Raw genomic sequence first — 25,066 nt, forward strand, 5'->3', positions numbered from 1 at the left:
TGAAGTCAGGTTAGCGCTCGGGCGTCGTCCTGCGCATCGACTCGCAGGGTGACGACGGCTCGGCTCGGCGACGGCCGCGCCGTGAGCTCGAATCCCGCCGCCAGGAACTGCGAGAGAGTGCCGTGGTAGAGCTCGGCGCTCGACTTCCGCTCACGGCCGGCATCGACGGGATAGCCCTCGATGACGCGCGCACCGAGTCGGACCGCCTGATCGATCGCGCCCTGGAGCAGTGCGCCGCCGATGCCCTGTCGGCGGTGCCCGACGCGCACCACGAAGCAGGTGACCGCCCAGACCGAGTCATCGTCTTCGGCTTCCGTGCTTCCCGTGACGACCTTCGCGGTGCGCAGGCGCTCGTAGACCGTGCGCGGCTCCACGGCGCACCAGCCGACGGGTTCGGCCGCGTCGCCGTCGTTCTCGCTCCGGCTCGCCTCGGCATCGGGCTCGAGATACGCGATGACGCCGGGCGGATGCGACTCTCCCCGCCGCGCCGTCTGGACCTGCTCCTCGAGCAGGTTGCGGCACTCGCCGGCACTGATCGTCTTCCACGCTGCGTTCGGCAACTTGAAGAACTGGCACCAGCACCCGGCCGGGTCGCGGCGCGTGCCGAACACGCGCTCCACGTCGGCCCAGGGGGCATCCGTCACTGGAACAATGCGCACCTTCGCTGCCATGCCTTCACCCTACGACCGAGCGCCGACGGTGTCTCGAGCACCCTTTTCGGCACGCTATGATTGACAGGTTGCCTCGGCCAGCCGGGGCATCGGGCTGTGGCGCAGCTTGGTAGCGCACTTGACTGGGGGTCAAGGGGTCGCAGGTTCAAATCCTGTCAGCCCGACCAAAGGGCCGTTCGATGAACCGGTCTAACAACTGCTGGAAAATGAAATCGCTCCTGAGCTATCTCAGGAGCGATTTCTGTTTTCGTGTACTTAGTCCGCGGATTGGATCGATCGAGAACTCTCGCGTCCCCTATTTGGTGGTCGAGACGGCGATGGCCTTCTGGGCGGGGAACAGCTGAGATTGCGGCAACTGTCGTCGGTATCGATCTCAGCCTCGCTGGGTTGGTTCAAGCTCAGCGCACCGGGAGGGCGGGCCGACGTCACTCCTCCTCCGGCATCGGCATCGTCGGTGTCGCCGGACGAATGAGGGCCGGCGGCAGGCAGACGCAAGGTGTCCTGCGTCGTTTGGCACTAGCCCGGCAAGCGGAACGCAAGTACCGTGCAGGGATAGCTCGGCATCACCCGAATGCAAAGGAGCGTTTCCATGACTGACGACACCCCTCCCGCCCCTCCTGGCGAAGCACCACCACTTACCAAGCAGGATCTCGAACGTCAGACGGCAGCGGAAGCCCTCCAGAAGGTCATCTCCGATCGGAAGAACGCCGACCAGAAGGCTGTCGACGATCACGAGACTGCCGTCATTGCGCAGGCCAAGGCGAAAGCTGATGCCGAGGCGGCGACGGCAACCGCCGTGCAGGCTGCTGAAACGACGCGCATCGCCCAGGACAAATCGAAACTCGACAACGACACGGTCAAGCTCTCGAATGAGCAAAAGGTCCGTGAAGGCAAGCAGGCCGACTACGACTCCCTAGCCGCCAAGGTTGCGGCAGCCGTTCCGAAGATCAGCGAAATACCGATGAACACCCTGACAGTGCCCGCGGGTACGGCCTTCCGGGAATCGGAGAACGTCGCACTGGTCTTGGACACAGCGGTCAAAGCATTGGTAGAAGATCTCAAGTCATCACCCTCATTCCCGGGCTCGGAGCCGATCACCATCGTGCTTACAAGTGACTCGATGCTCGCACAGTCGGCCGTCGCGTATTTCTCACTCCGCGCAGAGATCACCGCACTGACCGGTCAGGCGACGAGCCTGAATGAGGCGGCTCTCGCACTTCTCGACCCGACAGGGTCCACCCCCGAAACCACCGACTTCAGCGGACCCGGTGACGTGATCTCTGCGGGCGTTGCAGCGGCCGCAACAGCTGTCACCGAGATCGCCGCTCTTTTCGAGACCGACTCGACAGTCACAAACGTGATCAGTGAGCCCAGCGAATTCACCGTTCAGGCGAAGCTCATCCGTCACATCCGTGGCACGTTCCCGGGCGCGACGATCGTCCTCGACCGTGTTTCACCGATCAGTCAAGACTCCGAGCTCCTCGAACTACTCGAATCACTCCTCGCCGTCTACGGTTCACTCACCGACACATCAGTTCTCTTGAGCCAGAAGATCGTCGAGCTGAAGGGCGACGACAACGCCTCGCTGAGGGCCCCGTATCAGGCGATGAAGGGACGGGTCGATGCGGTGAAGTCGCGTGTAGAAGCTCTGATCGCGAAGATCACGACGGTGCCGTCAACTGGCGGGATGGCGCCGCTAACCGAGGCAATCATCCGATCAACGACCGCCGTGGCAGGAGCCGACACGTACGTCTTGATCGTTCCGACCGCGAAGGTCTACACAGACCAGGTTGTTGTGAAGAGGAGATTCGCGGCTCCCCGCCTTGCCGTGTCGACCCACATCGAACTTCCCTATGTGCTGCTCAAAGGCGGGCACGTCGTGTGGGCGTCAGCGCCGGCGGCCCGAACCGGCTTTACTGCCAAGTTCGCCGCACACGGAGTCGACACGGGTCCGTTCGAGGCGAAGACATTCCAGAAGCCCCCAGACCCGCCGGTCCTCCCTGAGGGCGAAGCGTCCCTTCCAACATTCCCCAGCGAAGATGTCGGCCGACATGCGGCGTCGGAATAGCCACGCCCGACAGTGAGGAAGTGTCACTGGGGGCCAATGGAAATCTTGACCTAAGAGGTCTTATCGGCGCGTGGAGAATTTCTGACTTCGCGGATGGGTCGTTGTACCACCCGGCGTCCGGCTCACTCGCTCGACCTTCTGGACGTGTCGCGCGGAGAAGTCGACGAAAGGCCGAGACACACCCACCTGGACTCCCTAGAAGGTCTGACTCGATGCGCTCTCACGAATAGGTTGACTCTGCGACGTCGAGCCGCGTAAGCAATGCGAAATGGAACGGAATACAACTGCATGTTCATAACCGAGGGCGTGGATCTCCCGGAGCAGATCATTGACGCTCACGCGAAGGGCCGGTTGGTGTTCTTCGTGGGGGCGGGTGCTTCGATGGACGATCCATCGAACTTACCGTCGTTCACAAAGCTGGCGCGCAATCTGGCCGACGAGGCGAAAGTCCCGTTCGATGAGGACATTGCGATCGACCTATTCCTGGGGTCAATGCCATCCAACTTCGACGTGCACGCTCACGCTCACAGGCTGACGTCACCCAATGACTCTGCGCCGAATCCGACCCACCGCGCGATAGTCCGTGTTGCCTCGTCGACCGGGTCTCCGCGGGTCGTGACGACCAATTTCGACGACCACTTGGCCTCGGCGGCGGCATTCGAATCCGTATCAATCGACGACAAATGGATCGGGCCCGCGCTGCCGATGGGTGACGAGTTCACTGGTGTGGTCCACCTTCATGGCTCAGTTCTCCGGAAGCCGAGCGAACTAGTTCTCACCGATCATGATTTCGGACGTGCATATCTGACCGACGCTTGGGCAACGCGTTTTCTCCAGCGGATGTTCGAGAAGTTCACAGTCCTCTTCGTCGGTTACAGCCTCGACGACCCGATCATGCGGTACCTATCGCTAGGGCTACCGTCGAAGACCCGCAGGTACGTGCTGACCCATAAGCCGGCCGACGACAAGTGGAATCACTTGGGGATTCTTCCGATTTCGTACCCAGGAACTGACGATGACCATTCAGCCTTGTTGGCAGCGCTCCAAGCCTGGGATTCGCGGGCACGCATGGGGCAGCTCGATCATCGAGCGCGGATGCGTGAAATCGTGGAGGGCGGGCCGTCGCTCACCCCGGTAGATCACGACTATGTCGTTCGCCGCCTGCGCACGGTGGAAGGTGCTCGCGACTTCGCGGAGTATGCAACAACTGTGCCATGGCTTCGGTGGGCTGAGGGCAGGTCGCGGTTCAAGGCCCTGTTCAACGGTCGAACCTCGAAAGACACAACGCCAGTCCTAGCGCAATGGTTTGGTCGTTTCGTGAGTGATCCCGACCTGCACGGCGCTGCCCTGCAAACTGCATGCCGGCTCGGGCAGCGGTTCGCCCCAGCCCTCGTGGATTCCGCCTCGTGGTCGGCCGAGCACCTGTCGAGAGCTGACGTCCAAGCAGGGCGCCGGTGGAAAACGCTTCTCGCTAGCTCCATCCACGGATACTCCGCACCGCCCGAACTGGGCTTCCTCCTGCCATACGATTCGACACGTCGAATCGAACATCACGCAGTTATCAGAGCTGCGCTTCAGCCCTACCTCGCTCTGACGAGCCGTTGGTACGCGCATGATGAAGACGGAACGACACCGCCCGATGCCGAGCTGACGTGGCACACGAAACAGGCACCGCTAAGCGCTCAGCTCGAGCGAGTGGTCCAAGAGACAGACGCCGGAGACCAGATACTCGGTGCATTGCTCGAAGATGCACTGAATAACGCGTATGCACTGCTTAGCGGCTACCACGGTGACCGGGGATTTGACCCGCTCGGCTTCCGGCGATCAGCAATAGAACCACACCAGCAGGATGCCCATCGAGGCCCGCAAGATGCGCTGATCGATGCGCTCCGAGACTTTGGCGCCAAGAGTTTGTCGGGAGACGGCGAACTGCCCGAACGGTGGTGGCGCAACGGAAGTTCACTCTTTCGTCGACTCGCACTTCATCTAATCGCGCTCGATCAGTCCAGAACACCGAATCAGAAGTTGCAGTGGCTTCTCGAACGAAACGTGCTCTATTCCGCAGATGAGAAACACGAGACGTTTCGGGTCCTCGCCGGCTCGTTGCAAGGTTCCAGCGCTGCGGTCCGCGCGGAACTACTGGCCGCATCGTTGGTCGGACCAACGTATGCGGAGGACGTTCCAGATCGCGACCGCCACCGCGCCTACTCGACCTACAATCTCATGGCGTGGATCTCGCGGTCCGCGCCCGACTGGGTCGAGGCCGCTGCCGCATTCGCGAGCATTCAAGCTGCCAACCCAACGTTCCTGGTTCGTGATCATCCCGATTTCGACCACTGGTCCTCCAGCGGAACCTGGGGCGGTCGCCTCCCGAAGGACCCCGACGACTTCGCACGGGAAGCTCAGACTGATCTGGCGGCAACGTTCGACGATCTGATCAACCGAGACTATTCAGAACGCAGCATCGACGAACCAACGTGGGATGAAGCCTTGTCGGTGATTGGACGCGTAGCCGAAACTCATCCTTCGCTCGGCGATCAAATCTGGCGGCTCATCGATGGTCGCAACGATCTTGGTGACCGTGCCGGAACCCTCAAGCGATCGATCATCGGCGGATGGGAGCGGGCAGACCTCGGAAACGACGCTTTGAAGATTACGACGCTAGTTCAGGCCGAGGTGCAAGCGACTGAGTCAGCGTTCTCGATCAGTGGGTTCCTCCTCGCCCAGATTCAGAAGCTCGTCGAGAGCGATGAGACGCAGGTTGTTTCCGCCTTACGCGAGCTTGCTCGCGCTCTGTGGATCACGCAAAACTCCCATTTCGAACACGGCCCCGACTCGCCGCCATCATCCCTAGCATTGAACTCCTGGCCAGGAAATGTCGCGTCATATTGGGCGACGGAGATCGATCGACGCTGGCGTCACAACCGCGACGACTGGGATGGGCTAAACGAGGGAGAGAGCTCCGCCCTCCTCGACCTTCTCGGTGGGCCACCCTCCACACAACACGCCACCCGTCCCGCACTCGCAAGAAACGTATTCTTCCTGTTCGCGGCCGATCCCGCGTTCGTCGAAGCGCACATATTGCCGCTATTTAGTGACGCAGCCTCCGCGTACGAAATGTGGGAGAGCTTTCTTTACCACCCCAGAGTCAACGACAAAATGCTTGGCGCCGGTCTCCTCGACGCCATGGTCCTCGAGTGGGGTCGACTCGACTCTATCGCTGAACACGGCCTACCAAATCAGTTCTTCGACCTCGTGGCGTCCGTCGTGACCTTCGCCGGGCTCACCTCGACCGACAGACAAAGACTTCTCGACGAATCAGTGCTGGCGGCGGACGGAGATCACGCGGCGAACTTTGCATCGGCGGTAGTCAACCTCCTCGACACTCCGGACGTGAACGGAGCCGAAGTATGGAACCTCTGGGTCCGAGATCACCTGAGCGCGCGATTGACCGGATTGCCGAGAACGGCGCGGACTGAAGAACTGGCGCGCTGGGCAGACACGATCCCGTTCCTCGGTGAACAAATCCCGGACGCCACCGACTTGCTGCACGGCAGTGGTATCGGGCTGGGCAAGGCCTACCACGCCCCGGAATTTCCCGACGGCACGTTGGAGCAATTCGGTACGGAGATAGTTGCACACTTGACGGAGCGGGTTCGAAACACACCTTCGTCGGGTGGGCATCTTTCGTACGAAGTGGCGGAACTGATCAGCGCAGTCCGTGCGACTCTCGATGATGCGGTCCAGCCACTTGTGGAGGCCGCTCGGGAGCAGGGTCTATTTCACAACGTGGACTAGGGGCCGAGGATGTCGAAGGGCGTGGCTCGCTCCAGATTGCACCACGGAGAACAGCCCCTCTCCGACGGCGCGCGTCGTCGGCCGTGTGGACCATCTAGGGGTTTAGAGGACACATTGGTTGGGCCCCGCACCTTTGCAGGAGGTCTCAGTGCAGCAGAAAGCTGCTGTCCACGTGGTACAGCTCAGCTGCAACGACTGGCTGGTACGTCCCGGCTTCTAGTCCTTGTGATGACATATCAGGGCGTTATCGGCTTCCAGGAGATCTGAGCGATCGTCCCCACGCCTCCAGCAGCCGTACGGCGGATAGATCTCGCGGTCAAGATTCCCGATCGAGCGCTGCTCGACTCATCTGAGGGCGGCAAATGTCGCACCTCTCGACTCCCCAACTGGGGGTTTCGGCGTCTCGTGCGCCACGCCACGCTGATCCCAGCCCATGACCGAGCTCCTCGGAAAACTGCGGCATTCATTGGGGGATGAATATGCGTCGACTGGGTTTGCTTCCGCTCTGCCTCGCAGTCTTGATCGTTGCGACAGGTGGGACGATCGCGACTACTTCGCCTGCAGTCGCGGAGTCGCAGCCGATCAGCTCACTCGACTTAGTTGGCGATGCCACGACATTCGCCGCCGGACAAGACGTGACACTAACGGCCACAGCCAACAATGCGGCCACTGCTTCAACTCCTATTGTGATTCGCGACCTCACCACGGCCGAAGACATCAAATCGTGTGATTCGGGCACGGTGTGTGTGACTCCGGTGTCCTTCTTTTCAGGAGGTCCACACGAATATCGGGCCGTGGCAGGAAGCGTCGAGTCGCAAAACGTCACCGCGGCCCGAGCGGCCTGGATCGTCGGGCTCGAGACATCCGCATCAACGGTCGCTGCCGGCGCGCCAGTCACTCTAACCGCCGAGGCAAATCAGAATGTTGGTCTGACCGACGGCACATACGTTATTTCCATCCTGGACACCACCACCGGATCGACTGTGCGTACATGCACTTCCGGCACTGTGTGCGCTGCAGCAGCGCCGTCCCTGTATTCCAGCAATGACAACTCCCACGAGTTCATCGCTGTGGTCAGCGCTCCGGGGTCCTTCAACAGTCTTGAGGACGTCGTTGACGCGCAAGCAGTATCGACCACTGTCACGATCGGACGGGCCGTCTGGGAAGGCACAGTGACCACGGACCTGACCAACGTGGAACTCGCCGGAACCGTGACGGGAACTGTCACTGTTGATCAGGATGTCGCCGACACGGAAGACCGATACTCCCTCTATCTCTTCGACGCCGTTTCAGGCGCGCAGCTCAGAAGATGCGACACCGGCAACACCTGTCAAGCCACCGTTACATGGCGATCAGCCGATTGGGCCCTCGTCTTCGTCGGTATGGTTGCCGAGCGCACCCCCGACCCAATCGTCCTGGGCGAGGCCCAAGGATTGTTGTACGGAGAGCAGGTCTTCGTGGGAACCCCTTCCTGGAGCGTCGACATGGCTGCCGACAAAGGGGAGATCGGCCCGAACGAGTCAGTCGGGCTAACGGCGACAACCAATCTCGATGTTGGGCTGACCGACGGCGCTCTTGCCGTGTACATCATTGAGGCAATATCGGAGCGAATCGTCGCTCGTTGCACCACCGGCACCACGTGCAGTGTGGATGACGAGTTCTACAAGCCGACCGACATGCTCTGGGCGGGACACAGCTACTGGGCTTGGGTTGCTGACAACAATCCTGACGCCGAGTTCTACCAAGATGTCCAACGCATTCGTGCTGGCTCGAACAGCGTCTCTGTGCAGCAACGTGCATGGGAGGGATCAGCCCAGCAGACAGGACACAGTTCCACGGGCGATCAATTCTTGGTGCGGCTAAACCAAAGTATGTCGGTGACGAACGGGAGAGTCCGGATCGTACTGGTCGATCAGGACAACGGCAGCACAGTAGACAGCTGCACGTCCGGATCGGTATGCATGCTCCAATCAGATGCAGCCTCGACCTATGGCTACTTCATCGGAATCGAGGGCTTGGACTACCAGTCACACGCTGAGCCTGGGTCGGAGTACAGCTGGGTAAGCATGGGAGGATGGGGCTTCGCGGGGACCCTTGGCCCCGCGTCCGGCCCGGTGCTTCCCGGTGAATCTGCAGGCGGCGGAAACCCAGCAGAGCAGGCATGCCAGTGTGAGCACGCAGACCCCGTGAATAGTGCGACCGGCGAATTCTACGAGACAACGGTAGACCTGAAACTTCAAGGTGTTGGACCGGGTGTGGAGGTCTCACGCACATATAGTTCCTCAGGAGCCTCCAGCGCCGGAGCGTTCGGCTTCGGGTGGGCTAGCACGCTCGAGCCCAGACTCGAGCCAACTCTCGGTGATTTGAGTGGGTCGGACCTACCGCAGCAGATCCAAGTCGTCCAGGAAAACGGGTCGACCACACTCTTTACAGGCGCCGGCCAGAGCAGCTATTCAACCCTGCCGCGAGTTCACGCGGAGTTGATATACGACGAGTCCAATGAGAAATGGATCTACACCAGAAATCACCGCGATCGATTCACCTTTGACGCTCACGGCACTCTCGTTGAGGAGAGCGATCGCAACGGAAATCGTCTGCTCTACTCTCACGACGTCGCCGGGAAGCTCACTTCGATCTCCACCCCAGACGGGCGCACCATCACCTTCGCATGGACGGCCGACCGCATAACAAACGCAACAGACTCCGCCGGACGTGAGGTCGCATACAGCTACGACGAAGCCGGCAACCTAGCCGCAGTCACTGACGTTGACGGAAAGCAAACGTCATATACCTACGATGGTGACCATCGCCTCGTGGCGACAACTCTCGCTGATGGAGGTGTCGTCACAAATGCCTTCGATGCAGAAGGCCGGATGCAATCGCAAACCGACCAGATCGGGAGGACCACCCAGTTCAGCTACGACGACAACACGAACGATCAATACCCGCGGTCGAACACAGTCGCGAATCCTGACGGCACAATCACAACTGACGTCTATGTGAATCAACGTATCGTCTCCCAGACCGTCGCCACGGGAACAGATCTCGAGGCGACCACGGCTTACGAGTACGACACCAACGGAAATCTCATCGCAGAGACATCGCCAAGCGGAGCGACCAACCAAGCTACCTATGACGACGACGGCAACAAGCTCACAGAAACAAACCCCCTCGGCAAGACCACAACGCGAACCTACAACGCAGATGGCGATCTCCTGACGATCACGGATCCCGTCCAGCGAGTCAGCACGTTCACCTACGACACCCGCGGAAACATCCTGACTCATGTGACCCCTGGTGGCAGCGCGACCGAGTTCGCACGCAACAACGATGGCACGATCGCTACCCGAACAGATCCACGCGAGATGGCAACGACGTACACGTACACAGCTGCCGGCCTCCCGGCCACCGTCACGGACCCAGAGGCGGGAATTAGCCAGTACGAATACAACAGTGCAGGCAACCTCTCAGCAACCACCGACCCGAACGGTCACACCAGTACTACTACGGTCACTGCCAGCGGTAATGAGCTCACAAGCACCGATGCGGACGGCAACACCACCACTTACAGCTACGACGCCGTCGGCAATCTCACCACCGTCACCCAAGCCGACGCATCGACATACAGCGGCACTTACGACCTAGCAGGCCAACTGACCTCACGCACCGACACGAGTGGCCGAACCACTAGTTTCACCTACACGCCTGCGGGCAAGCTAGCGACTGAGACGACAGGCGATGCCATCACCACCTACACGTACGACAACCGAGGCAGAAAAGCGACTGTCACTGATCCGACCGGCCGAACCACAGGTTACGAGTACGACCCTGACAATCACCCCACTGTCACACACCTGCCCTCAGGGGCCACAACCACGAACTCCTACACTCAGGCGGGGCAGCTGGCCGCGTTCGTCGACGGTCGGGATAACACCAGCCACAACACCTACGACGAAGTAGGACAACTGATCGCTACCGAAGACGGGCTCGGCCGCATCACGTCCATCCACTACACCGACGACGGCAAGGTGGATACCATCACACACCCCGACTCGAATACGACTGAGTATGAATATGACCCATCCGGGAACCTGACCTCATTCACCAACCCGGACGGCAAGCAAACCGTGTACACCTACTCCGACGCTGACCGACGGATCAGCGAGACTCTGCCTGGCGGGCTGACCACAACTTACGCATACGACGACGCCGGGCAAGTCCTGACGACCACCAGCCCGGACGGGACCACCAGCACCTTCTCATACACGAATACCGGTCTAGTCTCGAACATTTCCAGAAGCGAACCCGGATCAACCGACACCGCATTCGAGTACAACCAAGTCGGTCAGGTCACCCAGATGACGGACGCTACCGGGCTCACCGAATACGACTTCAACGACGCCGGGCAGCTCGAAACAGAGACAACCACGGCCGGTGAGATCACGAACGAGTACGACAGCTATGGAAACCGGATTGGAATCACCTACCCAAGCGGTCACCACGTCACATACGCCTACGACCTAGCCGACCGCATGACAGCTGCAACGGACTGGGCCGCACGCACCAGCACCTTCAGCTGGGATGCCAACGGCAACCTCGCAACCGTCGCCCATCCCAACGGCTTGACTCAGACCTACACCCGCGACGCGGCCGACAACATCACACAAATCGATGCCAGCAACACCTCGGGACCGCTCCTCACGCTCGACTACAGCTACGACGAAGCCGGACAGCTCACCAACAGCAGCCGGACTGACAGCGCCGGAAGCTCGACCGTCAACTTCACGTACGACTTGGTGGGTCAACTGCATGACACTGACACCGCTCTGAGCTATGACGCAACTTCTGCCGGTCTACTCACCACAGCTGGAATGGACGTTCTCGCCTACAACAGCGCTCAGCAGGTAACCGAGCGCAGCATTGGAACGACAACTCTTGACTACGGTTACGACGATGACGGACGCCGCGTCAGCGAAGAGGACCTCGGCGCTTCCGGGTTGGAGTCGGCGACCATGACCTACTCGGCGGAAGGAGCCATCGCCAGCTACACCAAGGGCGCCAGCACGGTCAATTACACCAACGACGGCATGGGCCAACGACGATCAAGAACCGATGCCAACGGAACAGAGAACTGGGTCTGGGACACCGCCAATGCGATTCAGCTCCTCCTGGACGACGGCCATGACGAGTTCATTTACGGCCCAGGCACCACCCCGGTCGCTGAAATCAATAAGACAACCGGTGCCATCGAGTACTTCACAACGGACAACGTCGGCTCACCGCGCTTGTTCGCCGACGAGACCGGCGCGCAGACGGCAACCCGCGATTATGACCCGTATGGAAACCTGAGCAACAGCACTGGGGCAACGGACAGTCACGTTGGCTACACAGGTGGATGGACCGACCCAGTCAGCGGATATGTTCACCTCCGCGCCCGCGACTACGACCCCAAGACGGGCCAATTCACGACCCTCGACCCTCTCCGTGAGCAGACCAACAGTGCCTATTCCTACGTTCGAAACAATCCTCTGCTCTTAACTGACCCGACTGGCCTGTGCGCACAGCTCGGATCATCAAACGGAAACTGGACGGACAAGCCCGGGAAGATCGCGTCGAAATGGGGAATTCCTGTAGACGAGATCGAGAACGCGATTGAGGACCTCAAGCAGGACGGTGGCAAGTTCGGTGGAAAGCGGCGAAATCCTGACGTCGAGATCAATACCGAAACCGGTGACGTTCGGATCAAGGGCGGCGGCGACGGCGAATCGATCGGAAACCTTGACGACTATCTCAATTCAACGGCTTCTAGCATGGAGCCACCGCAGTTCGATTGGAACGCTGCCGGGGTCACTGTCGGGACAGCAGTCGCCGTCGCTATAGCCGGCATCCTCTACGCGCTGAATCCCTTCAATGCGGCCACCGCTTAGAGCTAGGAACCTGAACCAGTGACATCTATCGCGTACGGTCTGTCGATCTACTTCCCCACCAGAGACGTGGTCGATCCTCAGTTTGAGATTGCAGGGACGAGAGTTGCCGAGCGACGCGATGGCAGCGTGGTCGTTACATTCAGCTCGGTCACGACCATCACGGCCCACAGCGAGCAAGCCCTGAGTGAGCAACTCAACGCTCACGATTCGGCAGCTCTGGATACGCTCACAAGAGTTGGAATCAGCGGGCAGTTGCTCGCGCGCATCGGAGCGATAGTGAATGTTCGACTCTCGCTCCGTCCCACGCTCCGGGAAATGTCAATCGAACTCCCGGTTTCATCGGTCCGAGGCTGGCGCCGTCTGGGCGCCGACCTCTACATAAATGCCTACGTCGGCGGCGCGGAGGTCGATCATCCTGGTCCTGACGAAGTGACTCTCTTCGAGAACGGGCTTGGCGCTCAAGGTGGATCGACAGTAGTTACAAAGAATTCGGAAGAACGCGTCGAGCACTTCGAGCATGCGGTTCGCCGCATCGCACGTTCCACGACCAAAGAATCGGCTCTCGGGATCGAATTACGACCAAGATCCGGGACGGCAGGGATCGTCATCTCGCACGAAATGCTCGCGCTGTTGGACGGTCGCCGAATTCTCCTTTGTTCTGCCTAATTCGCACTGGAACCACCCTCTCCGAGTGAGGTTCCAAACCGTAAACCCGCCGGAGCCATCCCCGCATTCGATACGCTGCCCATGATCCTTGAATTTGTGCATCCAGTCAGTGGGGGATCGTGGCTGGCCATATGAGGGCGTTATCGGCCTTGAACGTGACTTCGCCAGTCGGACGGGTAGCAGTACGAAGAGTCGCCCACGGCGAGGAATCATCTAATGGTTTCGCGGGGCAGGGCCATTGGCGCGAAAGTGCGAGCGTTAGCGACAGCGGGGAGGGGGAATGCATCGTAGGGCGGGCGCTTCGACGCCAACCATCGAAGCTTAGAGATACGATCTCCGCGTGACGTCGAAACCGGAATCCAGAAAGATGGGTCCTGCCTTGGCTGCAGGATTTGTCGGAACTGGAATCGAAGCGGTCATCGCCGCGAATGGTCTACCAACGCACGGAGTAATAGCCAGCGCTGGAGCTGTTCTGGGTACCCGCGCCCTCGAAGCGCTGGCAGCAGAGCGAAGTCGTCGCGTCTCGAAGGCACTACGCGTGGCGGAGGACATCAGTGGATTATCGCGGGAAGAGCTTGACGACCTGATTGCCGATGACCCGACTTCCGTCTCGCTCGTCCTGCAACTCTTGCAAGCTGCAGGTAACGCTGGAGACGAATCAGTCCTTAAGCTCATTGGCTACGTTGTAGGCGTCGGAATCAAGGATCCCGACGTAGTGGAACGACAATCGACGCTGTTGCTTGCCATCGACGGGCTGAATGCAGCACATATACGAATGCTCGGCGTTCTAGCGCGTGAGCACATTCCAGAGGGTCACAGCTATGAGGCCGACATCGTTGCCGATTGGCTCAAGGAGTCCTCCGATGTGGTGAGAATGCTTGGTACGGGACTCTTACTGCGAGGCCTCATTGAAAATCCATACGGCGGGTATGGGGGCGGCGAATACTACTCCCTCAGTCAGCTAGGCGTGGAGGTTGTCAATGCTGCAATGATCCTCGAAAAAGGCGAGGTCTAGGCAGCCCGCGAACTGTACGCGTCGACGCGAGGTTGCCGAGCCTCCGAGTTGGTATCGCCACTCGACTCATCCAGCGTCCCGATTTGAGTTCCCGGTCCCAGGACGTTCAACAAGGGTCGTTGTCCCGATGCGCACACGAGCTCCAATGAGGGTTGCAAACGAGAATCGGCCAGATCGTTTGCCACGGCCCTCGAGTACTGCTCGGATCCGGAATAGATGATGCGCAATGGCATGCCCGCACTCGATGCCTACGCTGGCCCACCTCACCAGGCCCCGGAGAATCGAACAGCGGTGACTGACCTCTGAGGTTCCCCGTCGAGTGAAATCAGCCGAGCCTTGCGCGACATGGCACGACCGCGGAGACCGAAGCGGGCGCGACTCGAGCACCGGCCCGGGTTGGGTCTCTGCGCTCGTCACAACCTCGGGCAAGCATCGCGAACCATGTGCTGTCCGAAGGAAGCCCGGGTTGTCCTCGCTCGGGCCGCGCAATAGGAGTCAGCTTGAGTCCGCTTCGCCTGTCACAACTGAAAGTCCACTTAACAGAAACTCGACATTAACTGAGCAATCGCTGGCGTGATCGCTGAAGTTGCGGTTATATGTGTAACCTTGGTGTTACTCAAGTAGCAGAGACAACCGCCTCCCATCTGAACGCTACGGAAGAGACGATAACCGTGACCACGTTAACGCTGTCAAACGATTCCATCATCATTGACGATCAGCTTCGAGATGAAGCGATTGAACTTGTTGATACTGCGGAAGACAACCACCTCGACCATCTCGAGGTGGTGATTGATGGCAGCCGTCATGAAGTGCCGGAGACGCTATCGCGCCTTCTTGTTCATGTGATTGAGCGCGCGGCGCGCGGCGGAACGCTTCACATTCGATCCATGCCCCAAGAACTCACGACGACGGTTGCAGCCGAGCTGTTGGGAGTCTCTCGGCCTACGTTCATGAAGTACATTCAGACCGGAGCAATCACTTCGCGCATCGTCGGCACGCACCATCGTGTGAAGGCCCAGGACGTCATTGCACTTCGCGAAGAGCGCAACTTGGCGCGTGTCGGAGCTTTGGCAGCGCTTCGCGAGGTCCTCGACGACTAACCTTGGCAGGTGATCCAGCAGCGGGTGTTCGTTGATGCCGACGTCTTGTACTCCGCGTGCCTTCGAAACTGGCTGTTTCAGCTCCGTGTCTCTACGGGCTCGATGTTTCTGCTGTACACAAGCGAAGATGTGCTCGCCGAATTGCTCTCGAAGCTGAGAGACAACAATCCCCGCTGGGATGGCGGGAAGATCTCGCGCATCCGGGCAACAATAACTGAAGTCTTCGACGAGATCGTCCAGGACTTCGACGGATCGATCGACTATCAAGGTGAGGATCCAGACGACTTTCACGTGCACGCAGCCACGGTCGCTGCGAAGGCTGACATTCTCGTGACCTGTGACAAGCTTCTGCTGAACCAGCCCAACGCAGACAAGCTGAGCTATGAGGCATTCCATCCAGACGACTTCTTTGTGCTCGTAAACGATTCGGCACCGCTAAACGTTCGGGCGGCCACAATGGACCAGCTCCGCTTCTACGTGGGAAAGTTCGGCGAAAAGAATAGTGGTCTAGTGGATGCGCTAATCGTCGCGAAGACCCCGCAGTTCGCGGACGTAGTTCGGACGCATCTCATCGATTTGTCTGGTGCTCTGTCGAGGATCGACCGCCGCAAGCTCCACAAGTATGAGCGCCTTGCGCTCGAGGTGGAGTCGCGGTAGGCGAATCAAGTGGCAGTCATTTCGTCGTCCGGAAGTAATCAGGTGTCGGGCGAGAGGCTGGAACTAATGAGTCGCACCCGCAATTTGATTGTCCGGCCTCACGACGGCTACGGATGGCACGCCAACCGACCACCAACAATCCAGGTGGCTGCGATCAGGAATGGCCCGTACACCCAGCCACGCATCCGCGCGATTCGAGCACTCCCCGCTAGAGTCTTCGCCGGCAGCTCTCGGCTAAGTCGTGGAGTCCTTCTTGGCGTCGTCGACCCGGGCCGTCGGCGCGACCCATGACCGGCCCGGTGGAGTCCACCCCAGCTCAACGATCGCACCCTTGAGGGCGTCCGCGTCGATCGTTTGCACTGGTACCGTTTCCGGGTGCTGCTGGATCCAACGCGATTCCGCGACTCGGCCGACCTGGAGGATCGTTTCGAGGGCGAACCCGTAGGCGAGAGCAAGCGGTTGGCCGCCCGGCATGAAGCCGAGTACAAGGAACCCGACGGCGAAGATATACCGCAGGTTTTCCCGGCCGGGCGAAGACAGCGGATTGACGGTTAACGCGAGCCGCAGCGATCCGTTGCCCGCCCATATCAGGTTGAGGACGACCTCCGGATGGTCCAGGAGCTGGGCGACCACCTTGAGGTCATCCAGGTTTTCCACGCTCTCGAGTACGTCGCGCTCCAACACGGCGAGCTGCGCAGCGTCGATGGTGAGTTGAAGCGCTTGCAGGACCGCCATCTGTTGACGCAGCCGAGACCCGCGGATGTGCACTTCTAGGACGTACACACCGTTCAGGTCGTGCCGCTCGAGGTCCCCCATCTCCTCCATGAAAGGCTGAACAGCGAGCGCAAGTCGTGCTGCATCCGCGGCGTACGCGAGCGAAGTCATGGCCGCACGCTACACCACGTCGAGACGCATGGATCCTATGGACGTTCCAGAGAAGAGTGGGTCCATTCGCTGTGGGTGCCCGCCAGGGTTTGGCTCTGGAGCGTGGCTGATGCCCACGCGCTCCGGCACGGACTGGTTCGAAGGAGCGGAACCAGCAAGGTCCAGTTGCACTGCCAGCTCCTCCGGCCGACTCGGGCCAGCCCCTTCCCGCCTTCCATTAAGGCGCACAGTCTTGATCCGCGACGGCTACCCGTAGGTTGTGGACAAGAGAGCCGGGTCGGCGGTAGAAGCAACTAGCCTCGCGGCATGGCCATCCCAGAACCCCCGGCAGGATTTGATACCGCAGTTCGCGCTGTCTTGTCGACGATCCCCTACTTTGGTGGTGCGATCGAGATTGTCTACACCGATGTGCGTGATCGTAGAGCGGAGAAGGCGGCGGAGTTGGTTGCAGTGGTTCAACAAGCCGTAGGGGAGCAAACGTTCCTGGAGCGGTTGAGCACCGACCCCCGCCTCGAGCGCGTCTTCGTCGACGCAGTCGAATCTGCGGTGCGGACAAGTATTCGCGCTAAGCGGCGTGTACTTGCGGGCGCTGTTGTGAATGCGGCTAGGGACTCCGGCCAGATCGATCAGAGCGAACTCATTCTCGATGCACTTGCAAGTCTTGAGGTTCAACACGTCCGCGCTCTTGCACGGTTGTCGGACGAGTGGGATGCGGTCGTTGCAGTCGCCGCGCGAGCTCCGAACAGTGACCGTCCATCAGGGTGGGGAACTAGCGCGGTCTGGAGAGCTCTACCCGAGCCGATTAGGGCGGCTCTTGTTCGAACAGGGACCGCTAAGCCGTCGCCAACCGCGTACGGTGCCACTATCGAGCCGCGTCGGAACGAAGGAATCACGGACTTCGGCCTTGACGTCGTGGCGCGACTGCGTGTTGAGGGATGGGACGCCGAGGCCGTTGCCAACGGCTGGAACATGAAAGTTGGGACATGAGGGTGAGCCGGAGACGAGCGACGGTTGACGGTTGATGCAGAGCCTTCCGGCCGACGCCGACGCGGAGCCGCCGCCGAAACTGGGCCAATCCGGACAAGTCGCGGCGTTCAAGCTGGATTCGCCAGACGAAGAAGAGTCATACTCGACGCTCCCTCCGTAGGCGCGCAATGCCAGAATCGTCGGCTCTGTGCTCTGCTTCAATATTCTGACGGCCGCACATTCTGTCGTCGAAGCAACGGGCGTAGATGACGACCTGTACCGTCGATCGCCAACTCGCACGCGGCTGCTTGTCCCGAGGACCTCGTCTCAGCCGGCTGACGCTGACAATCGTTGGGGACGCCGATCCTCCGCACATCCTCACAAACGGAGCTGTGATTCACTCCTGCGCTAGGCAACCGACGTCCTCAGAGGATAGTGAGCAAGTGTCACGGGATAGTGGGATTCCGGCTCCACGGAGTTCCCAGTGTTTTCGAGTGCTGTTCGAGTTTATGGATCGGCCCACCAAACGAAATCGCTCCTGAGTTTCTCAGGAGCGATTTCCCTTTGTGGGGCACATAACGGCAGCACTCCTTCGAGCGGAGGCGGCCGCGGCTTCTTCGACAGCTACATGTGAGTGCGGACGATCCGAGATGTGGAAGCACCTACAGGCTCAGCGGTGTGTACTCGGCCGCCCGCCGCAAGATGAGGTCGTCAATGCGGGCCCTCGTCTTGGCCGACATCTCTAGTGACTCCTCCGCGCTGCGCACGACCAGCGGCGAGTTCCGATGCAGCATGTACGCCGCTGAAGACAATTTCCGGCGAGCCCCCAACGTGTCGTTGATGATGTTCGCCCACAAGTCCGGGAACGCAGCGAAGGCGCGATCGCAGAGTTCGTCGATACGATCCTTCTCCGTGGCGTCGTCACCGCGGCGGTAGATCTCGTATCGGAGCACGTCGAGGCCACAGCTGATTCGCAAGTACCTCCCCAGCGCGCTCTGTTGAGTGATGACCTTCGGCTCGGCGGTGTCTTCGGGCCAGATCTCCAGCAGGTACGACTCGGTGACGGTCTCACTCTTCACGGCGGAGTCTATGTCCGAGATGGCGTATCGGACCCGGTAGGAGATCCCGTCCAAGAGCGGGAGCTCCCACACACCCAGGGACGGATCCCAGCCGGTGAGGGTTGCGTAGCCAGCGACGTTGAGGGAGGTTTCAGCCACATCCCGCCAGAACGGCCCGAGCGGTTCCGGGCGTAGCTCGTGGATTCGGACAGTAACGGGCAGCTCGCCCCACTGGCGTGCGGCGGTCAGAAGCAGTGCATCAGGGTCGAAGTAGTACGCGATCGACGTGTCGAAGCCGTCCAACTCGTTGTTGGCTGCCTCGCCTGTCCGGATGTAGAACTGCGAGAAGTCGGCTGAGACGATGAACGACAGTTCTACCGATTCAGCCATGCGCCTATCGTCTCAAGCCGGCGGACCCGTGAACCACCACCAGTGCTGGGGCCAATCCGATTCGGGTCAAGACAGCGACGGCACCTGAGGAAACGTGCCGGGGAGTGCCCGAGACCGGCGACTGCCCGACACCGAGGCGGACCGGATCGCGGGACCGCACCGGGAGCGGTCCGGACTCAGGGTCACATGCTGATGACGGTCTTTCCGTTGCGTCGCCCCGTGGGATTGAGGGCGGCGACGGCGTCGTCGATGGTGGCGACATCGCCGATATTCGTGCGAAGCCGACCGTCACGCACTCGCTGCACGATCTCGCTTAGTTGCGCAGGGATGGACTCCACGACGAAGTCGACCGCCAGGCCGTCCTTGGGGCGTGCTCCGGCGAGTCCGGCCACGGTGATCAGCGTTCCTCCGCTGCGGATCAGGGCCGCGGACTGTTCTTGGATGCTGCCGCCGATCACGTCGAAGACCAGGTCGACTGCGCCGATGTCTTCCAGAGCGTCGTTCTCGAGATCGAGGAACTCGTGGGAGCCGAAGTCGAGCGCCTTCTGCCGGTCGGAGGCACGTCCGGTGCCGATGACGTAGGCGCCGGCCTCCCGGGCGAGTTGCGTCACCATCGTGCCGACGGCGCCAGCCGCGCCGTGGGCGAGCACGGTCTGCCCTGCTTGCAGGTGACCGTGTTGGAAGAGACCCTGCCACGCCGTGAGTCCGGAGATCGGGAGACTGGCGCCAACGGTGAATTCGACATCGCCTGGGAGCGGCGCGAGGTTGCGTGATTCCACCGCGACGTACTCGGCAAGGGTGCCATCGCGATGCCAGTCCGAGATTCCGAGTACCCGTTGACCCACGGACAGACCGGTTGTGCCATACCCCAGGGCAGTGACGACGCCGGCCAGTTCGTGTCCGAGGATCGAGGGCGTTCGGTCACGGCCGGCACGATCGACCCAGGTCGATGGCCAACCAACCTCCGTCGGAACGTATCCGGAGGCGCGAACTTCGACGACGACGTCGTTGATCGCCGGCTGCGGATCGGGACGGTCCAGAAGCTCCATTCCGGCTGTTCCGAGAGCCTGATCTGTTACCGCTATCGCTTTCATGAGCTACCTCCATGCATCGGCTTCGTGTGAGACGGATGCCGTTCCGTTCAGCTGCCCACCGGCGTTAATTGCGGCGAACGATGGCGCAACATCCCCGAATAGCGCCATGATATGCACATGACAGGGCCCGTCAGGCCCGCGATCCGCACACCCGATCAGCGGATCCGGGTGTTCGTGAGCTCGACGCTTCGGGAACTCGAGGATGAGCGGCGCGCTGTGCGGAGCGCCATCGAGCGGCTTCGCCTCGCGCCGGTGATGTTCGAACTGGGGGCGCGGCCGCATCCGCCGCGGGCCCTGTACCGCGCGTATCTCGCGCAGTCCGACATCTTCGTCGGCATCTACGGCGACAGCTACGGCTGGGTCGCTCCCGACGAAGAGGTGTCGGGCCTGGAGGACGAGTACAACCTCGCTGCAGCGTCGATGCCGAAGCTGATCTACATCAGGGCGTCGACGCAGCGCGATGAGCGCCTCGAGCGTCTGATCGACCGCATCCGTTCCGATGACACCGCCGCGTACCTCCCGTTCGAGAATGCGATCGAGCTGGAAGATCAGGTGGCCGGTGACCTCGCGTCGCTGCTCGCAGAGAGATTCGACCAGTCCCGATTCGCCGATGACAGCGAATTCGCCACCGCCACGCCATCGGCCATCGAGAAGATCCCCGTTGCCTATACCGTCACCCTCGGTCGCGAGGGCGATATCGAACGCCTGCGCGAGCTGTTGCGTCAGGGTGAGAGCAGGGTCGTCAGCCTGATCGGACCGGGCGGCATCGGCAAGAGCAGGCTCGCGATCGAGACGGCGCGCGCGGCCGAAGACCTCTTCCCTGACGGCGTGTACTTCGCGCTCCTCGAGGGCGTCCATGAGCCCGGACTGCTCATACCCGCCATCGCATACACGCTCGGCATCCGCGACAACGGCGAAGCCGCCATCGAGGAGCGCATCGCCCACGCCCTTGCCGGACGGCGCGTGCTCATCGTCCTCGATAACTTCGAGCAGATCGTGGATGCGGCCCCCGTGCTGGTCGGTCTCTACGCGGCGGCGCCACAGGCGACGTTCCTGGTGACCAGCCGCATCGTGCTGCGGATCCGCGGCGAGCAGGTCTACGAGGTCGCCGCGCTGCCGACTCCCGAGGGCGACGGCGTTGCCACCCTCGACCGTGCTCTCCGCTCTCCGGCCTGCATGCTCTTCGTCGACCGAGCGACGGCCGTGAAGCCCGCCTTCGAGATCACGACGGAGAACGCGAAGGACATCGCCGACATCTGCCGACGCCTCGAGGGCCTGCCGCTCGCCATCGAACTCGCCGCGGCGAAGACCAGGATGTTGACCCCTCACGGCATAGCGCAGCGTCTCGAGCGAAGCCTGCCGTTGCTCACCGCGTCGGTTCGTGACATGCCCGAACGGCACAGCACCATGCGCGCGACCATCGAGTGGAGCGTGAGCCTGCTCCCCGACGCTCACAGGGCACTCCTCCTCGACCTCGGGGTGTTCGCCACCCGCTTCACCCTCGAGGCCGTGGAAGCGCTGGGCGACGGTCGCGCGTGGGACGGGACGGCGCTCGACAGCCTCGCGGCGCTCGTCGACGCGTCTCTCGTGAAGCAGACCGAGATCGATGGTCGGATGGCCTTCTCCCTGCTGGCGCTCGTGCGCGAGTACGCCGTGGAACAGTTGAAGATCACGGGTGATGCCACTCCCATGCGCGCGGCGCACGCCGACTACTACCGGGATCTCGTCGCTCGCACCGCGCCACACCTGCGGGGCAGCCAGCAGGCGGAGGCCGTCGCGCAGCTCGGCCTGGAGCTGCCCAACCTGCGCGCCGCCGTGCGGCACCTCATCTACACGGACCGTCTCGACGACGCCGGCGACTTCGCGTGGAACCTGCTTATCTACTGGTGGATCGCCGGATTCTTCGCCGAGGTTCGGGTCTGGATGCTCGAGCTCCTGGGCAAGGAGCTGCCGATCACCCAGCACACCAGGGCGGTCGCCTGGTTCCTGGCCCTGTGGGGCGAGATGTGGCACCGGCCATCCGACGGGGTGGTGGCCGGCCTCGCCGAATGCATGCGGTTGTTCAGCGAGAGCGGAGACGAGGATGCCGCGGCCATGGCCCTCGCCGCGCGGGCGACGGCACGGCTCCAGTTGCCGACGCCCGATGTGAGGAAGGCCGGACGGGAGCTGGCGGACGCCGCCGAGCGTCAGCGCGCGGTGGGGAACACCTGGGCTGAAGCGATCACGGAGGTGTCCAGGGGGCGCCTGGCGTGGTTGCTCGGTTCCCCCGAGGATGCGTTGACGCGATTCACCCGGGCCGCCGAGCTTGCCGAGTCGAGTGGGGACCTCTTCACCGCTTCGGTTGCCGGCAACCACCAAGCGCGGCTGCTGCTCGTGCGTGGCAACGTGGATGCCGCCGAAGACGCGTGCGTGCGCACCCTGATGGTCTCGATCCGCCTGCACCACGAGGAGGGCATCGCGTACGGGCTCGAAGGTCTCTGCGCCGTCGCGGCTGCGCGCGGAGACGGAGAGCGCGCGGGTGCGCTCTCAGCCGCTGCAGCGGTCATCCGTCACCGCATCGGTGTCTTCGACGCTGAAGCCTTCCGGGTGCACACCCCGCAACTGGATGCTGCCCGCGAAGCGGATCCCGACGCGGTCGCCGCAGGGGTGCGCCGCGGCGCCGACCTCACGGTCGGGGAAGCCGTTGCGCTCGCGCTTCCGCAGTCCGAGATGGCGGGCCTGCGCCGGTCGCTCGCGGAGTGGTGAGATTCCACAGGAACGAGTCCGAGTCAAGCCCCTCCCTCCCGCATTTCTCGCGGCCTTACCGTGGTGACCTGCTCGACGATGGCGTCGGCAGGGAGGGGGCGCGGACATGCTGAGCACTCAGCCGAGATATGGGGAGATCTCCGAGATGGAGACACTGACCGAGGACAACTTCTTTCCGGAGTTCGATGACGTCGACTACGAGGATGAGAACCCGATAGACGTCTAGCAGGTGTCCCGCTGCGGCGGTCACCGCATCATCTCCCTCTCGTCGTGGTCGCAGATGACAGAGGGATGTCCGGATCAGCTTCCGGACCGCGCGGCTCTTCGTTCCCCCGGGGAGCCGCGCCCCACATGCTCAGCGATGGAGCCCGAACCCCGCTGAGACGGTGGCTCCCGGGCCGAATACCGGGAGCCACCGTTGGCCCAGGTCAGGCAGTGTCGCCCGTGTCGCCCGCGGCCTGGTCGTCGTCCGGCAACGGCGTCGTGTCGCCGGCGATGCCGACGCCCTCACCGTCTCTGGTGACGCTGCCCGTCGAACTGTGCTTCGCGATCTCGTCGTCGTTCGGCTCGGTCACCGGAAGGTTCTTGCGATCGCCGTCCCGGCTGTCACCGGGGGAGATGTCGCCGGTCGAGATGTTCGTCATGTTCTGCTCCTTTCGCGGGTTCGGACTCCAAACTTCCATGCGCCCAACGGATGCCACAGGGCATTGACATCGATCTCGTCTCACCGGAGCAGGCCGATGCCCTCCCTGCGTCATTGCCGGTCGAACCGCTCGGCGTAGAGTCGGCGCGCCTCGTCAAGGGCCTCATCCGCTATCTCGTCGACAACAGCGACTACGACGTCGGACAGGTGCTGGAACATGGCGGTCACTCGGCGTCGACGGCGCTCTTCTCGTGCGGCGCCCCGACGGGTTTCGACTCAGAGGAGCCGCGCTGGCGAAGGTAGATCGACAGGGCGACCATGCTGCCGACGGCGAGGAACTCGGACTGCCAGTTCTGGAGAGTCCGGTTCCAGAAGTCCGCACCGACGATGTACTGCATCCAGTCGAGCGTCGGTTGTCCGTGTTCCACCTGCTCCTGGTTGAAGACGACCACACCAGCCACCGATTGCACCCACCACGACAGGACGAAGATGACTCCCATGGTGATCAGCAGCGAGTTGGAGTAGATCACCTGCCGCAATCCGCCGACCGCAGCCCATCGAGGTGAATCAGCGTGGGCGTGGGGGCCGACCAACTGCTCGTCATCGCTGCCGACACCTTCGTCGCCCGGCCTCTTGGACTCGGGGCTGCCCTTCTGCACGAGCCAGATCGTCGCGAGGATGAAGAGGAAGAACTGGAGGTACTCCGATTGCCAGTTCTCCGCCACGTCGACGACGAAGTCCGACGAGGTGATGAACTGTCCGTATGTGACGGTGGCGCTTCCATGGGAGAGCTGGTCCTCGTTGTACGCGGCGAGCCCGGCGAACGACTGGCCGACAAGCGCGAGGAGGAAGATCGCCGCGAAGAAGAGGCTGAGGGTGTGTTCCTTGACCTTGTGCATCATCATCGCCCCGAGAACGCGATGACGAACATGTAGGCCAGCCCGCCGGCGATCAACAGCAGCCAGCCGCTGAAGACGACTTTCATCTCACACGACCTCTCAAACCGATTGCGGCACGTCTGTGCGATTCGAGAGTAGATGCACAGAACCCCCGATCACAGGGGCTTGACGTGTCGACGCATCCGTCTCCCAGATGGCAGCTCAGACGGTCGCGATTGAATCGGCCGTCGGCGACGGCATCCGCCGTGACACCGTCCTGATGGCATCGCCGAAGGACTCGAACCATTGGCAGACGCCGGGCACCGGCGCCATCCACATGAGCTCATAGCCGTTCTCCACCCTCTCGAGGTAGGCGAGGAGGCAGCGAGCGTCATTTTCGGCGACTCCTCTGTCGCACAACCGCCAGGATTCCTCTGCGATGGCATCGACTCTGAGCCGTGGATTCCGTTCGATCATCTGCCACCACCCCCTTCACCATCCAGTG

Annotated in this window: 16 protein-coding genes and 1 tRNA gene; 11 read left to right on the forward strand and 6 right to left on the reverse strand. The window is 61.6% G+C overall.

Annotation, left to right across the window (positions count from 1 at the left end; genetic code table 11):
* Window positions 1-5: 5 nt before the first annotated feature.
* Complete coding sequence (locus ASC59_RS01985) at window positions 6-671, reverse strand: GNAT family N-acetyltransferase (RefSeq protein WP_055817889.1); 666 nt, start codon at window positions 669-671, stop codon at window positions 6-8.
* A 90-nt stretch (window positions 672-761) separates the two neighbouring features.
* On the opposite strand from ASC59_RS01985, the gene ASC59_RS01990 reads away from it, so the two are divergent.
* From ASC59_RS01990 to ASC59_RS02025, 8 genes are all read left to right on the forward strand, one after another.
* Window positions 762-838: transfer RNA gene (locus tag ASC59_RS01990), tRNA-Pro, on the forward strand.
* A 422-nt stretch (window positions 839-1,260) separates the two neighbouring features.
* A complete protein-coding gene (locus ASC59_RS01995) occupies window positions 1,261-2,739 on the forward strand; it encodes a hypothetical protein (protein ID WP_055817891.1) in 1,479 nt (492 codons plus the stop codon).
* Between the two features lie 288 nt (window positions 2,740-3,027).
* Window positions 3,028-6,537 carry an SIR2 family protein gene (locus tag ASC59_RS02000; protein WP_055817893.1) on the forward strand — a complete coding sequence of 1,170 codons (3,510 nt, stop codon included), beginning with the start codon at window positions 3,028-3,030 and terminating at the stop codon, window positions 6,535-6,537.
* A gap of 794 nt (window positions 6,538-7,331) precedes the next feature.
* On the forward strand, window positions 7,332-12,464 hold the full coding sequence (locus tag ASC59_RS02005) for an RHS repeat-associated core domain-containing protein (RefSeq protein WP_162243163.1): 5,133 nt from the start codon (window positions 7,332-7,334) through the stop codon (window positions 12,462-12,464).
* A gap of 18 nt (window positions 12,465-12,482) precedes the next feature.
* On the forward strand, window positions 12,483-13,130 hold the full coding sequence (locus ASC59_RS17100) for a hypothetical protein (RefSeq protein WP_157487897.1): 648 nt from the start codon (window positions 12,483-12,485) through the stop codon (window positions 13,128-13,130).
* 340 nt (window positions 13,131-13,470) lie between these two features.
* The gene (locus tag ASC59_RS02015; protein WP_157487898.1) at window positions 13,471-14,145 is read left to right on the forward strand and encodes a hypothetical protein; all 675 of its coding nucleotides are present in this window, start codon (window positions 13,471-13,473) and stop codon (window positions 14,143-14,145) included.
* Between the two features lie 671 nt (window positions 14,146-14,816).
* Window positions 14,817-15,245, forward strand: a complete 429-nt coding sequence (locus ASC59_RS16910; RefSeq protein ID WP_162243164.1) for a helix-turn-helix domain-containing protein — start codon at window positions 14,817-14,819, stop codon at window positions 15,243-15,245.
* Window positions 15,246-15,254: 9 nt separating this feature from the next.
* Window positions 15,255-15,902 carry a PIN domain-containing protein gene (locus ASC59_RS02025; RefSeq protein WP_055817905.1) on the forward strand — a complete coding sequence of 216 codons (648 nt, stop codon included), beginning with the start codon at window positions 15,255-15,257 and terminating at the stop codon, window positions 15,900-15,902.
* 234 nt (window positions 15,903-16,136) lie between these two features.
* On the opposite strand, the gene ASC59_RS02030 is transcribed toward ASC59_RS02025, so the two are convergent.
* Window positions 16,137-16,787 carry a hypothetical protein gene (locus ASC59_RS02030; RefSeq protein ID WP_055817907.1) on the reverse strand — a complete coding sequence of 217 codons (651 nt, stop codon included), beginning with the start codon at window positions 16,785-16,787 and terminating at the stop codon, window positions 16,137-16,139.
* A gap of 306 nt (window positions 16,788-17,093) precedes the next feature.
* Between ASC59_RS02030 and ASC59_RS17105 the strand changes: the two genes are divergently transcribed.
* Window positions 17,094-17,774, forward strand: coding sequence for a hypothetical protein (locus ASC59_RS17105; RefSeq protein ID WP_157487899.1), 681 nt, complete (start codon window positions 17,094-17,096; stop codon window positions 17,772-17,774).
* Window positions 17,775-18,415: 641 nt separating this feature from the next.
* On the opposite strand, the gene ASC59_RS02035 is transcribed toward ASC59_RS17105, so the two are convergent.
* Together ASC59_RS02035 and ASC59_RS02040 are read right to left on the reverse strand one after the other, a co-directional pair.
* Window positions 18,416-19,201 carry a hypothetical protein gene (locus tag ASC59_RS02035; protein WP_055817910.1) on the reverse strand — a complete coding sequence of 262 codons (786 nt, stop codon included), beginning with the start codon at window positions 19,199-19,201 and terminating at the stop codon, window positions 18,416-18,418.
* A gap of 182 nt (window positions 19,202-19,383) precedes the next feature.
* On the reverse strand, window positions 19,384-20,250 hold the full coding sequence (locus ASC59_RS02040) for an NADP-dependent oxidoreductase (protein WP_235492547.1): 867 nt from the start codon (window positions 20,248-20,250) through the stop codon (window positions 19,384-19,386).
* Between the two features lie 162 nt (window positions 20,251-20,412).
* Between ASC59_RS02040 and ASC59_RS02045 the strand changes: the two genes are divergently transcribed.
* Window positions 20,413-23,040, forward strand: coding sequence for an ATP-binding protein (locus ASC59_RS02045; RefSeq protein ID WP_162243165.1), 2,628 nt, complete (start codon window positions 20,413-20,415; stop codon window positions 23,038-23,040).
* A gap of 428 nt (window positions 23,041-23,468) precedes the next feature.
* Here the strand turns inward: ASC59_RS02045 and ASC59_RS02050 are convergent, their stop codons facing one another.
* A complete protein-coding gene (locus tag ASC59_RS02050; protein ID WP_055817917.1) occupies window positions 23,469-23,684 on the reverse strand; it encodes a hypothetical protein in 216 nt (71 codons plus the stop codon).
* A gap of 223 nt (window positions 23,685-23,907) precedes the next feature.
* The gene (locus ASC59_RS02055; protein WP_055817919.1) at window positions 23,908-24,585 is read right to left on the reverse strand and encodes a DUF6766 family protein; all 678 of its coding nucleotides are present in this window, start codon (window positions 24,583-24,585) and stop codon (window positions 23,908-23,910) included.
* Window positions 24,586-24,775: 190 nt separating this feature from the next.
* Here ASC59_RS02055 and ASC59_RS17680 point away from each other — a divergent pair, with 190 nt between their 5' ends.
* On the forward strand, window positions 24,776-24,910 hold the full coding sequence (locus tag ASC59_RS17680; RefSeq protein ID WP_268765472.1) for a hypothetical protein: 135 nt from the start codon (window positions 24,776-24,778) through the stop codon (window positions 24,908-24,910).
* Window positions 24,911-25,066: the final 156 nt, after the last annotated feature.

This window comes from Leifsonia sp. Root1293 (genome assembly GCF_001425325.1).
Taxonomy (GTDB): domain Bacteria; phylum Actinomycetota; class Actinomycetes; order Actinomycetales; family Microbacteriaceae; genus Orlajensenia.